This is a genomic window from Streptomyces sp. NPDC051664 (genome assembly GCF_044453545.1).
Taxonomy (GTDB): Bacteria; Actinomycetota; Actinomycetes; order Streptomycetales; family Streptomycetaceae; genus Streptomyces.
In genome coordinates this window covers 1-12,720 of the sequence record NZ_JBITCU010000005.1, presented here as the reverse complement: position 1 = coordinate 12,720, position 12,720 = coordinate 1, and the positions used below count along the sequence as shown (strand labels likewise).

The window sequence follows — 12,720 nt, the reverse complement described above, 5'->3', positions numbered from 1 at the left end:
TGGAAGGACTCCCGTCGATTCGGCATGGAACCACGTGCCCGCGAATTCCGTAACACGGACGTAGCAGTCGGGTGGTCTGCGCACCCTATGATCACCCCCAGCACACTCGCCGCCGGATTCCCTTCACCTGCCGCGGTTTTGTGCTTCTCCCTCCCCCTGACCGGGCACGGCCCTGCCCTGCCATGCCCGCGACCCCTGGAAGGCGGCCTGAATGGCTTCTCGCGTACGCGTCTGGCTCAACCGCACGTACGCGGAGAACGTGTTCTTCATGGATCAGCTGCGGGACAATCCCCAACACCGGCCCGTGGAGATCCATGCCACGCACGGCGACCCCGACTCCCCCGTCCTCGCGGCCGCCGACACCGCGGCGCTCGAACCGGAGGGCCTGTCCCCGGCCGCGTACCTCGAATACGCGCTGGCGCAGTGCGCTCGGCACGCCATCGACGTGTTCGTCCCGGTTCTGCACCAGGCGACCGTGTCCGCGCACCGCGAGGAGTTCGCCGCGCTCGGTACCGCCCTGCTCACGCCGCCCGCCGAGGCCGTCGCCACGTTCCAGGACAAGGCGCGTGCGTACGAGAAGGTGCAGGAGACAGGTGTCGCGGTGCCGCCGTGGTGGCGGGTGCGCACGGTGGAACAACTCCTCACCGCTGTTGACGCGTTGGAGGAGGCAGGCCACAAGGCATGCTTCAAACCGGCTGCGGGAGCGGGCGGTGTCGGCTTCCGCATCATCACGCGGACCCCGTTCTCACTGCTCCACCTCGGCGGCTTCCCGAGCCCGTACGTCCCCCTGCAGCTGGTCGTCGACGCCCTGCGCCGCACCGAACGCCGCGTCGACTGGCTCGTCATGCCACGCCTGGACGAGCCGGAGGTGTCCGTCGACTGCCTCACCGGCCCCGACGGACGGGTCAGGATGGCAGTGGGGCGCACGAAGAACGGACGCCGGCGCGGCTTCACGCTCGACCCCTCATGGACCGGACCGGCCCGCCGCATCGCGGAGACGTTCGGACTGCATCACCTGACGAACATTCAGTTCCGGCTGTACGACGGTGAACCGGTCCTGCTGGACGTCAACACCCGCCCCGCGGGTGGCCTCCACCAGCTCTCCCAGTGCGGGCTGAACGCCCCCTGGGCCGCCGTGCAGCTCGCCCTCGGCGAGGAACCGGGCGACCTCGAGCCGCGCTTCCTCGGACCGGACTACGCGGTCGTGGCGGGACCGCGCCCGCTCCAGCCGATGGCACTGCCGCAGCAGCGGACCGACTCCCCGGTTCTGCAGTTCACAGCCCCGACCACGCCCACTCCCTCGCCGGCGACAGCGCCCGCCCCCGCGCCCTGCGCGCCCTCCGAGCCCGAGCGTGCCGACACGGCGTTGCCGATCAGCTGAGGGTCTCTTGACCTCCCACCCGAGTGTGCGCGTTGAGCCTCGATCCTTCGTGACAGCGCGGGAGCGGGCCGACGGTCTCGGCCCGCTCCCGCGAGGTCAGTCGCCGGCCCGAGTGCCCTTCACCTTCAGGTGACGGACGCGGCCCGCGTTGTCGAAGGATCCGAAGCCCACCCGGCCCGAGGCGAAGACCGGGTCGGTGGCCGTGATCAGCGGGTTGCGGCTGCCGTCCAGGTAGACGGCGGTCTCACCGGTGTCGGCGCAGTGGGTGAGGCGCACCTTGTGCCATCCGTCGTCCTTGATCGCCGGAGGTGCGCCGTAGGTTCCGTTCCACTGGTCGTCGATGCGCAGCCGGTCGGCGTCGTCGACGGTGAACAAACCGTTGTGCGGGTAGATGGTGTTGTCGCTCGACAGGTGCGCGTACTGGAACCGGGTGTCCGACTGATAGTCCCAGATGAGAATGACGTCACGGTTGGTGATCTCGACGGGGGTGTCGATCCGCACCTCCGCCTCGACGGTGACCGAGGAGTAGCGCGGGCCCGCGGTCAGGACGGCGTACTCGAAGGGGCGGCGCGGTCCCGGACGGGCGACGCCCGGCTCGGTCATGATCGTCTCCCGTGTGGTGTACGCCCACTTCGCCGGGGTGACCGGTGCCCAGTTGTCCGGCCCGGTGGTGTGGGTGGTGGGGGTGTTGCCCACCTCGCAGTCGGCGAAGGTGCGGGTCCCGGTCACCTTCCAGACCTTGCCGTTGGCCTTCGAGACGATGTACAGGCCGCCGCTGCGGTCGGTGCCGAAGCGCAGGTCGACACGCTGGTCACCGGCGAGGTCGCGCATGGTGACCGTCTTTCCGGTGGACTTGTCGAAGAGCATCAGCTGCTCGAGCGGCGCGAGTTCGCCACCGCGATGCATGTCGCGGGTGTCCGCGGCCAGGATCCGGCCGTCCACGAGGTCGCCGAAGATGTACTTTCCGCGCAGCGCCGGCGCGTCCTTGCCGCGGTAGACGGAGCCTCCGGCGATGGCGCGGCCCACATCTGACCGGCAGTTCCAGTCGGGTCCCGGGTCGTGGTCGTAGGCGGCGACCGGGTAGGTGTAGCCGTACTGGGCGTCGTCGGCGGGGAGGGGAAGGATACGGGCGCACGGGTCGGTGGCCTTCTTGTCGAATACGAAGGGGCCCTCGCGCTCACTCCAGCCGAAGTTGTCACCGGCCTTGACCTCGTACACCGACTCGATGGCGTGCTCGCCTATGTGACCGAGATACATGCGGTGGCTGCCGCCCGCGTCCCAGCTGAAGCGGTGCGGGTCCCGCATGCCTACGGCGTAGACCTCCCCGAGCGCACCGGGCTCACCGACGAACGGGTTGGACTTGGGGATGCCGTACCGGCCGTTGGTGCTGTCACGGCCCGCGGGGTCGATCCGCAGAAGTTTGCCGTGCGGGAGCGCGAGGTTCTGCGGCTCGCCGTTGCCGACGCCTTGGCCTCCGTCGCCCACCGCGAGGTAGAGGAGGCCGTAGTCCTCGTCGTGAGGCCTGGCCGTCGGGTTGAAGTCGATCTGCTGAATGCCGTGGACCTGGCCGGTGAAGCCGATACGCAGCACCTCCCGATGGGTGCCGTGGAAGACGTCCGCGGAGGGGTCGTCGGCGGTCCACTCGGTGATGATGTTGTGATAGGTGAGCGTGCCTGCCTGTTGGTAATCAGGGGTCTCGGTGGCCTGCGAGGCGAGTTCGGAATGGACGGTGTAGAAGCGCCCGTTCGCCCCGAACTCCGGGTGGAATGCGGCGTACCCGAAGCCCTGACCGAGACCGCGGCCCGAGAAGAAGTGCGGGAATGTCGCCTTGACGTCCAGATAGGGGTGCGGGGTGCCCCCGGAGGTGCGCGTCGCCGTGCCGGGATCGGTGAGGTACAGGGTGCCGTTGAGGTCGGGGGTCGCCATCCGGCCGGAGCCGTCGGGGAGTTCGTTGATGGTGTTGATCCGGGCGTGGCGCATCAGGCGCGGATCCGTCGGCGCCGGCACGGGTTCCGACTTGGGGAACTGTGCGAACTCCTGCAGGACGAGACCCGTCCTGGACTGGACGGGCTTCTGTGGAATCGGGTCGGTCAGGGCGGCTGTCGCCGCGGCGGGCTCGTCGGCGTGGGAAGGCGCGGCGAGACCTGTGAGGGCGAGGGCTGCGCTGACGGCCACGGCTGCCCAGTGCCTTCGGTATGTACGTCGTGACGCCATGCGGGTCCCTTCGGGCTGGCGTGACAAGTAGGGAAAGGACGATCCGGGGGCGAGAAGGGTCAGCGACCCCGCGTCATGCGGCGGTACTCCGCCGCCACAGCTCCGGCCGGCACCGGACGGTTCAGGAACAGGAGGTCGTCCATGCGGCAGTCGCAGGCGTTGTTCTCCCGGGTGTTCTGGGGGAAGCTGCCGCCGATCTTGATGCCGCGGGGATCGGTGGGCGAGGCGCGGTGGGGCGCCGGCGTGGTGGCGAGTTCCCACGGGTCGCCCGGCGTGACGTAGAAGCCGTCCAGGGGCTTGCCGTCGCGGTAGAGGGCGAGGGTGCCGTCGCGGAAGTCGAACGTCGCGGCCAGGTGGACCCATTCACCGCGGGGCAGCAGTTCTTCCCAGGGTGCCTCGGCAGCGAAGGTCTGGGAGTCGCCGCTGTCCAGGCGTCTCCCCAGCGCGACCAGCTTCAACTCACCGTTGACCTGGATGAGTTCGAGCAGCGCACGCACCGCGTGGCCGTCGGAGGTTCCGGACAGTACGCCGGCCAGCCCGATCGCGTTGTAGCGGTCGCTCGGGTCGGCCGTGCTGGAGTTGAGGGCGGGATTGTCGCCCGTCATCTTGAACCAGCCCATGACGGTGGCCCCCCGGGCACTGCGGAAGGCGTCGAGGGACGACATGCCCCCGGCGTCCCAGGTCCCGGCCTTCCAGTCGTCGTTGCCCGCAGTGGCCGGGTTCTGCTGGCGCACCTGCAAGGCGGGCGAAGCACCCGGGTACGCCTCGTCGGCCACGCGCATCGCGGAACCGCCGTTGATCAGACTGAGCGCGGTACCGGAGCGTCCGATGTCGCGCTCGCGACCGGGGTCGGCGGGGTCCGGGTGCCCGAAGTCGTACGCCGCCACGGCCTGGGCCCGCAGCGGAGTGTGGAGGGTTGAGGGGCGGGCCGCCTGGGCCGGAATCGTGGCGGCGGCGAGCGAGGCGGTCGCGGCCAGCGCGGCGACGGCGAGTGAGTAGCGTCTGGTGCGGGGCGGTGTCATACAGCCTCCCAGCGGCAGCGAAGGGGCAGTCGACCGGGGTCTCCCGGGTGACAGAAAGCGCTTTCGTCCGCGTGCAGGGACCATGTAACTCCTTCGCCGTGACCCTGACAATGGGCGCGTAACCGCCAATCTCTTGGGCGTCCTTCGCCAGCGCACGGACCTCCTTGCGGACAACGGCGCAGACCGGGAGCGGCCCATCAGGGCACAGACGGCACCGGCTCGCGGCGGTTCACGAGCACCTCGCTCCGAGTCCGGGCGGGTACGGCGGGTGCGTGCGGCAGTCCGGTGGGGGTCGCACGGGTGCTGGTTCACCCGCCGGACCGAATCGCGCGCCTCGGCCTCAAGTCATCGCGGAAAGTCACTAGTTACCTGAGATCCCGACCACAGCCGCTCCCTCGCCGGCGCGAAGTACCGAGGCGTCCGGCGGTTGACCGCACGGCGTGGTCGGCACCCCGTCGATCCCTGCCCAATGGTGACAAAAGGTGCATGGTAAAGTTCTAAGATGGTTGGTCATATTGCCATGAAGGAGTCCTGGTGAGCAGAAGGAGTGTGCGCGAGGAGATCGTCAACGCGGCGGTCGAGCAGTTCCACGCGCGCGGGTTCAACGCGGCGGGCGTCAAGGACATCACCGACAGCGCGGGTGTCCCGAAGGGGTCGTTCTACAACCACTTCGTGAGCAAGGAGGCGCTGGCCGTGGTGGCCCTGGAGCGGTACGGCGAGAGCCGCCAGCTCGCGGAGCTCACCGACGCGTCGGTCGATCCGCTGCTCCGGCTGCGGCAGCACTTCGAATTCCTCCGTGACGAGAACACCGGCCGGGATTTCTCGCGCGGCTGCCTCATCGGCGGCTTCGGCACGGAGATGGCCGACCACAGTGATGTGATCCGCGAGGCGGTACGGGTCAGCCTGGAGCGCTGGGCACAGGCTCTCGCGGCTGCGATCGCCCAGGCGCAGGAGTCGGGCCAGGTCGCGGCGACCACGGACGCGAAGACGCTCGCCCGGTTCATCCTCAACGCCTGGGAGGGGACGCTCATCTCCGCCCGGTCCGAGCATTCGGAAGCCTCCTACGAGGTGTTCTTCGACACGGTGTTCGGCACCCTGCTCGCCTGAGCACATGGGGTGCTTCTCCGGTTCCACGACCCGAGAACGCGACCACCGAGCCCCCTGCCGCGGACGGCCGGGGGCTCAGCGGTGCAGTACACCGCACGTCACTCGAGCGTGATCTTGTCGAGTTCGATGGTGACGAGCAGCAGATCCAGGTTGGGCGTTCCATCCTCGTTGAGGGCATAGACCCGCCGTTCGGTCGGGACCTTGATCCCGTCGAACTCCCGGTACTCCGAGGGGTAGTGCGCGGCGGGGCCGCCCGCGACGATCTCGGCGTTGTAGTCGTGCCGCTTGAACAGACCGTCGCTGCCGATGTAGAAGGTCTGCTCCTTGGAGTGGGTCGCGACACCGTCGGGGAACGTCACCTTCAGCCGGCGCCACGTCTGCCCGTCCTCCTCCCAGGGCGTCAGCTCCTCGGCCGTGAAGCCGGGCATGGTGAAGGAGAAGGGTGCAGTCAGATACGTCCACATGGCATATCCGGCAAAGTAGGCCAACTGCAGTTCGTCCCACGGGGATTTGAGGACGTGTCCGGTGAAGGAGTCCCGCGGGTTGTCCCGTTCGGCCAATACCTCACCCGCGTCGGTCTCGATCGCGACGCGCTGGGGGGTGAAAGCGGTACGCCGCCCCTCCTCCTTGATCGGGAAGTGGCTTGCGAACTGGCTGTGCAGGTCGACGCGGACATGAGCGTCGGCAAGGACACCTTCCTGCCCCTTGAGCCCCCACAGTGGTCCGCCGTTGCGGATGTGCGCGGTGAGGGATGTGAACTCGTTCCACCGGTCGAGGCCGCCGTGCGCTGCGATGGTCAGATCCTTGAGGTTACCGTCTTCATTCATTGTCAGACCGCCACATTCAGGACGATACGGAAACGGGCTTCGCCGGACATCATGCGCTCGTACGCCTGGGGCGCCTGGGCGAGCGGCATGACTTCGGTCATCGGGCGGACATCTCGGGCCTCGGCGAACCGGAGGCTGTCCTCGTTGTCGATAGAGCTGCCGGTCAGGCTTCCGGTGACCGTGCGGGTGCCGAAGATCAGGTCGGTGGTCTGCACCTGGACCGGGTCGGCGGCGGCACCGACGACCACCATGCGGCCGCGCGGCGCCAGCCCAGAGACCAGCGGCGACATCGAGGCACCGCTCGCGGCAGTCGCGACGACCGCGGCCGCGCCGCCCAGCTTCTGCAACTGCGCGCCGGCGTCCCCGGCGGAGCTGTCGATGTAGTGGTCGGCGCCGAGCCGCTCGGCCAACTCCGCTTTCCCCATGCCCCGGGCGATCGCGGCGACGCGGAACCCGAGCTTCTTCGCGTACTGCACGCCCAGGTGCCCCAGGCCGCCGATACCCTGCACGGCCACCAGCGCGCCCGGGACGCATTCGATCTGCCGGAGCGCACTGAACACCGTCAGCCCCGCGCACAACAGCGGCGCAGCGTCGATCGATCCGATCCCCTCAGGAATCCGGACCAGGCCGCTGGCCCTGGCGACCATCGACTCCGCATAGCCGCCGTCGACGTCACTGCCCGTCTGTGGCTGGTCCGCGCAGTTGACGAAATCGCCACGCCGGCAGAAGTCGCACACTCCGCACTGGCCGCCCAGGAATCCCACGCCCACCCGCTCACCGACCCGCCATGTCGTCACCCCGGGACCGACCGCGTCGATCACGCCGACGACCTCGTGCCCGGGGACCACCGGCGAGGACGGGTCGGGCCGCATCCCCTCGACGGCCACCACATCGGAGTGGCAGACCCCGCATGCCTCGACCCGCAGGCGCACATGTCCCAGCGGCGGCTCCTGCACCTCACGCTCCACCAGCTCGAACTTCCGCGCCCCCGTGACCTCGAACGCTCGGTATGTGGACATGGCACTCCTTGCTCGTCGGTGGCTCGCACGCCGGATCGCCCGCGAATACCGTCCGTGGACAGATGTCGCATCCGGTCAATATGACCGGTCGTCTTACCTCCACAATGGCTGGTCTTCCCGGGAGCGTCAAGTCAAACGGGGACACCGCAGCGACCGCCGCTTTCGCCCTCTGAAGCCCCCTGCGGCATCTCAGCGGGGACACCTCAGGGGCTTCCCCCAGGGGACAGCTGGGGGTTACCCCCCAATGAAGTCGGGGATTAACCCGGTCGCTCGGACGACGCCCGGTCCGTAGGTTCTGAGGTGGAATCGGAACACCGTTCCACTCAGCCTACGGAGGCCTCTCGTGACCGCCCCTTCGCGTCCGCAGACGCGCACTCCTCATCCGCTCGTCGCGGCCTTTGTGCGGTTCGTCGTGTGTGGTGGCGGTGTCGGGCTGGCGTCCAGCGGGGTGCTCGTACTGCTCGACGACCGGATCCCGATGGCCCTCGCCAACGCGCTGGTCACCGTCGTCTCCACGGTCATCGCCACCGAGTTGCACGGGCGGGTCTCCTTCCGGAGCGGGCGAACGGGGTGGGGCGTCCATCTTCAGTCCGGGGTGACCGTCGCCGTGAGCTACGCGTTCACGACAGGGGCGCTGTTCTGCCTCTACGCCGTCCGGTCCGAGCCCTCGGCCCTGGTCGAGCAGACGGTCTACCTGTCGGCGTCCGCTCTGGCGGGGATCGGACGGTTCGCGCTACTGCGGGCCGTCGTCTTCGCCGACCGGACCCCCGCGCCCGACGCCTCGCTCAGCAAGGCTGCGGTGGCGATGGCTGCGTGAGATCGCCGCCTTCCGGGAATCGTGGAGTGCGTCGCTGCGTAATCGGCTCCCGGCCCGCGGCCTTCGCTGCTTCCACGGCCTCGTTCCCGGCGGCGTCAGTGCCGTCGCCTGCCGCCCCTGCCCCTGCCGCTTGCGCCCGGCCGGCGCCGCTGATGGCTGCGGCCGAGATGCGCGGCCGGCCGCCGACGGGCCTGCTCGGCGACCGTCCTCAGATCCGCCAGACCCGCCTGGTCGGGGTGACCGGATGCGAGAGCGGCCTCAAGAGCCTTATGCGCGGAGAGTTCCTGGCTTCCCAGGATTTCGAGCAAGCCTTCGGGTCCCGCTGTCTCCAGGAGTTGGAGCAGACTCTCGGCGACCATGACGAGGCTCTCGGGCTCATTGAGGTCCTCGGCACCGAGGACCTCCCGGCGCACCAGGACACTCAGGGCAGTGGGGCCGAGGAGCGGGTCGCCGCGCAGACCGCGCAGCAGGGCCTCGCCGTCCGGGCATGCGTCGACGAGCGCGTCCAGCATGGCTTCGGCGCGAGTACGGAACGGGGTCGCGCGCACGGCGTCGGTCAGCTTCTGCAGCGCCTCGGCAGAGCTCTCCCGGGCGGCGACCCAGGCAGCGAGTTCGGTGCGGGCGGCATCCAGGTCGTAGTGCTCTGCGATGACACCCAGGAGCCCGGCGGCGGGGACGTGGGCGAGTTCACCGACGCGCGGGGCATCACGCCCCTCGGCGAGCAGCCGACGGCGTACCGAATCGTGGCCGAGGGCGGTGAGACGGATCAACTCGACCGGTCCGTCGGCAAGTTCCGCCCGCTGCGCCTTGCTCCGCTCTTCGGCATCCTCACTCTCCCCCTGTCCAACGGCGACGACGCCGAAGAGCTCGGCGAGCTCCGGTGGCATCCCGGCGGGCGGCAGCACGGACTCCTCGAGCGGTATGTCGAGGAAGACCGGGTCGGCCATGCCCTCGTGCCGCTTGATCGCGCCCAGGTCCTCCAGCACGTCCAACGCGGTGCGCAGATCACGGTCCGCATGTCCGAGTTCCAACTGCCAGGCGTAGTGCCCGGTCAGGTCGTACTCGGTGCGGTAGTTCAGGTGCAGCGAATCGCGCAACCGGGGCCAGGGCATGGCGTGCGGCAGGCTGTAGAGGGTGTTGAGAACATCCGGCACGATGTCCTCGAAGCTGTCGAAGAGCATCGACCCGACGTGTCGGCCACTGCGGGTGCCCAGGAGTGGCACGCGCAGCTCGGAGAAGGTCTCGAAGGCGTGCCGCCACAACGCGAGCGGGTCCTGCAGCAGGGGCTGCGCCTTGGCGACCGCGTACAGCCGCCCCTTGACCACCCGTACCAGCCGGGCCTTCTTCGCCCATTCGACCGCCAGCCCCAGCCGCGGCAGCTGCGTGGAGGAGCGCGCAGTCTCCACCGCGTCGCCTGTCCCCAGCTCGACGACGAGGGCTCGCGCGTCCGCCATTCGCAGGTTGCCCGTCGCGGTGAGCGCGCGCCCCTCAGGGCCCGCCCAGTCGGCGATCCCTCGCAGCCACCGCAGCGCGCGGGACGTCTCGGCGCTTGCACGCAGCTCCTTCTCCGCGGGCAGCAGGACCGGCAGCTGCGGTTCGGCACGTGTCACGGCTGCCGGGCCGCGCGTCAGGTGGTTGCGCAACACCTCGTCCAGTACGTCCTGGTCGTACGGCACCTCGCCTTGCTGAGCCTGCTCCACGAAGCTTTCGAGCGCCGCCGGATCCTGGACATCGACCCCCTGCTCGGCTGCGGTGACCGCCCAGAACTTCGCCATTCCCCAGCGGCGGCGGTCAGCCATGGCGGGGGCGAACTGCGGTGTGAGGGTCTCGATCGCAGCAAGGTTGTCGGCCGACGAGGCCCCGCGCGGGTCGCTGAGGCCCATCGCATCGACGTAGCGCAGCAGGGCCGCAAGTGTGCCGGGCGCATCCGCCGGCTCTTCGCCGGGCAGCACGGTGACTGTGCGCGGCACCCAGTCCAGCAGATACTCCTCGATGTGCCGGGGCTCCCACAGCCCCAGCCGCCCGTCGCAGGTACCTCGGTGGCGATAATCGAGCGCCGTCTCGACGAAGAACGGGTCCACGCTCTCGCCCCGCTCGCGGGCCCACTGGCCCATCCGGCGGATCAGCAGCGAACGCGCCGCCTCGAATTCTTCGGTCTCCTCGGGCGCGAAGAACATCCTCATCACACGGACCCTGCCTGTCCTGTCGTACGGCCGCCGTCCCACAGCATGCCAGCGGCCCCGGGCCCGGTGGAGATCGTGGTTCCGCGGGACCAGGCGGTCACTATTGAACCGTAACCGGTCCGCCGCCGACCGCAGAGACTGACGGGAGGACGAGATGATTCTGCGCTGCCGACAACGGGTCCCCGTTGGGTTCAGGGCGCTGTGAAAAGTGCGGGAAGCGGGAGCGAGGGCTTGGCTCAGGTGCAGATGGGGTCCGGACGATGGCGCCCCACGGGTCGCAGCGGCCGGTGCGTCCCTGCGACCGGAACGGCGTCGGGCGGCGAGCGCGTGCTCGCCTTGTCGATGCCGCTCTTCGCCGCCGCCTCCTCGCGCTGTGCGACGGCGGCCGACGCACTGTGCGCCGTGCCGGGGCTGCGGATGCCATGTCTCGGTGCGCGGCCATCTCCGGCCTCGGGCCACGGCCCGCACAGTGCCCGCGGCGTACGCGGACCAACTGGTCGGTGAACTACCGAAGTCGCCCTGCGGGTCGGCGCGCTGACCGCCCGCTGACCGGAACCGACTGCGACGCGCGCGCCGGATCCCCAACACCAGTGGTACGCCGATGGAGAGACTCCGGACACCGGGCGTCTACCCATGGGTAACTCCCGCTGATTTGATGTGGGTTGTTCGATCCACCCCCCATCAGCAGAAGCAGGAGACCCCGTGCCGCTCACCGCGCTCCGTCGCACTTCCGGCGTGACTCTGTCCGCCGCGCTCGTCGCCGTCACGCTGGCCGCACATGCTCCTCAGGCATCGGCCGCCGACACCCCGTCGCTGAAGGTTCTCACCTACAACACGTTCCTGATGAGCAAGAACCTGTACCCGAACTGGGGTCAGGACCACCGGGCGACGGAGATCGCGAGGGCAGCGTTCTTCCAGGGGAATGACGTCGTGGTGCTGCAGGAGGCGTTCGACAACTCCGCCTCCGACGCGCTGGCACAGAACGCGTCCGCCCAGTACCCGTATCGGACGCCGGTGGTGGGCCGGAGCAAGAGCGGCTGGGACGCCACGGGCGGCGCCTACTCGGCCACCACTCCGGAGGACGGCGGCGTCACCGTACTGAGCAAGTGGCCGATCATCCGCAAGGAGCAGTTCATCTACAAGGACGCCTGCGGCAGCGACTGGTGGTCCAACAAGGGCTTCGTCTATGCCGAACTGGACGTCAACGGCACGACGGTGCATGTGGTGGGAACCCACGCGCAGTCGACCGACTCCGGATGCGCATCGGGTGAGGCGGCGCAGATGCGCAGCCGGCAGTTCAAGCAGATCGACGCCTTCCTCGACGCCAAGAACATCCCCGCGTCCGAACAGGTCATCGTGGCAGGCGATATGAACGTCGACTCCCGCTCCCCCGAGTACGCATCGATGCTCGCCGATGCCGGACTTGCCGGAGCCGATGCCCGCACCGGGCACCCGTACTCCTTCGACACCCAGGACAACTCGATCGCCTCGTACCGCTATCCCGACGACCCCCGCGAGGATCTCGACTACGTCCTCCACCGCACCGGGCACGCGAAGCCGTCCGGGTGGACCAACGAGGTGGTCAAGGAGCAGAGCGCGCCCTGGACCGTCTCCAGCTGGGGCACGGACTACACGTACACGAATCTCTCCGACCACTACCCGCTGATCGGCTCCGTCGGCTAGCGGGACAGTGTCAACCGGCCGGCCTCGGAATCATTCGCGTCATACGTCGTGCCGACCGGTGCCGCCTCGACCGCAGCCATGCGGGGGTGCGCCGCGGGGTCGGGGCGTGCCGTCGGTGGCTGCGGGAACGGCTGTGGTCGTGGTCGGCAGGCCGGTCGCGGGGGCGCGGCCTGCGGTTCTTTGCCCGGTGGGTCTTGTTCGGGCGGTGGTCGCCCGGGACCTGCTGGGCGACCGGGGTGCTTCGTCGGGCCGGATCAGTAGGCCGAGTTGACGTTGTCGATCGAGCCGTAGCGGTGCGCGGCGTAGTTGGCGGAGGCCGTGATGTTGGCGACCGGGTCGTAGATGTTCTGCGAGGTGCCGGCGACGTGGTACGTCTTGAAGGTGGGGTCGATGACCTGCATCAGGCCCTTGGAGGGGATGCCCTTCATGGCGTTGGAGTCCCAGTTGTTGATGGCGTTGGGGTTGCC

General features: G+C 69.2%; 10 protein-coding genes. 4 read left to right on the top strand and 6 right to left on the bottom strand.

All coding sequences use genetic code 11. The features are described 5' to 3' along the window. Nucleotides 1–211: 211 nt before the first annotated feature. Complete coding sequence (locus ACIA8E_RS11410) at nucleotides 212–1,381, top strand: ATP-grasp domain-containing protein (RefSeq protein ID WP_399296856.1); 1,170 nt, start codon at nucleotides 212–214, stop codon at nucleotides 1,379–1,381. A 96-nt stretch (nucleotides 1,382–1,477) separates the two neighbouring features. On the opposite strand, the gene ACIA8E_RS11405 is transcribed toward ACIA8E_RS11410, so the two are convergent. Both ACIA8E_RS11405 and ACIA8E_RS11400 read right to left on the bottom strand, forming a co-directional pair. Further along, nucleotides 1,478–3,556, bottom strand: a complete 2,079-nt coding sequence (locus ACIA8E_RS11405) for a PQQ-dependent sugar dehydrogenase (RefSeq protein ID WP_399296854.1) — start codon at nucleotides 3,554–3,556, stop codon at nucleotides 1,478–1,480. Between the two features lie 98 nt (nucleotides 3,557–3,654). Continuing rightward, the gene (locus ACIA8E_RS11400) at nucleotides 3,655–4,617 is read right to left on the bottom strand and encodes a hypothetical protein (RefSeq protein ID WP_399296852.1); all 963 of its coding nucleotides are present in this window, start codon (nucleotides 4,615–4,617) and stop codon (nucleotides 3,655–3,657) included. A gap of 534 nt (nucleotides 4,618–5,151) precedes the next feature. On the opposite strand from ACIA8E_RS11400, the gene ACIA8E_RS11395 reads away from it, so the two are divergent. After that, complete coding sequence (locus tag ACIA8E_RS11395) at nucleotides 5,152–5,724, top strand: TetR/AcrR family transcriptional regulator (protein ID WP_399296850.1); 573 nt, start codon at nucleotides 5,152–5,154, stop codon at nucleotides 5,722–5,724. A 98-nt stretch (nucleotides 5,725–5,822) separates the two neighbouring features. Here the strand turns inward: ACIA8E_RS11395 and ACIA8E_RS11390 are convergent, their stop codons facing one another. Then, complete coding sequence (locus ACIA8E_RS11390; protein ID WP_399296848.1) at nucleotides 5,823–6,551, bottom strand: hypothetical protein; 729 nt, start codon at nucleotides 6,549–6,551, stop codon at nucleotides 5,823–5,825. A gap of 2 nt (nucleotides 6,552–6,553) precedes the next feature. Then, nucleotides 6,554–7,570 (bottom strand): alcohol dehydrogenase catalytic domain-containing protein, encoded by a 1,017-nt coding sequence (locus tag ACIA8E_RS11385; RefSeq protein WP_399296846.1) that lies wholly within the window; start codon nucleotides 7,568–7,570, stop codon nucleotides 6,554–6,556. Nucleotides 7,571–7,913: 343 nt separating this feature from the next. Here ACIA8E_RS11385 and ACIA8E_RS11380 point away from each other — a divergent pair, with 343 nt between their 5' ends. After that, nucleotides 7,914–8,387, top strand: coding sequence for a hypothetical protein (locus ACIA8E_RS11380; RefSeq protein ID WP_399296844.1), 474 nt, complete (start codon nucleotides 7,914–7,916; stop codon nucleotides 8,385–8,387). A 95-nt stretch (nucleotides 8,388–8,482) separates the two neighbouring features. On the opposite strand, the gene ACIA8E_RS11375 is transcribed toward ACIA8E_RS11380, so the two are convergent. Then, nucleotides 8,483–10,570: a hypothetical protein gene (locus tag ACIA8E_RS11375; RefSeq protein WP_399296842.1), complete on the bottom strand. Its 2,088-nt coding sequence runs from the start codon at nucleotides 10,568–10,570 to the stop codon at nucleotides 8,483–8,485. A gap of 702 nt (nucleotides 10,571–11,272) precedes the next feature. On the opposite strand from ACIA8E_RS11375, the gene sph reads away from it, so the two are divergent. Then, entirely contained in the window at nucleotides 11,273–12,253 is a 981-nt protein-coding gene (sph, locus tag ACIA8E_RS11370; protein ID WP_399296840.1) for a sphingomyelin phosphodiesterase, read from the top strand. 254 nt (nucleotides 12,254–12,507) lie between these two features. On the opposite strand, the gene ACIA8E_RS11365 is transcribed toward sph, so the two are convergent. Continuing rightward, on the bottom strand, nucleotides 12,508–12,720 hold a 213-nt coding region (locus ACIA8E_RS11365; RefSeq protein WP_399296838.1), incomplete at its 5' end, for a transglycosylase SLT domain-containing protein.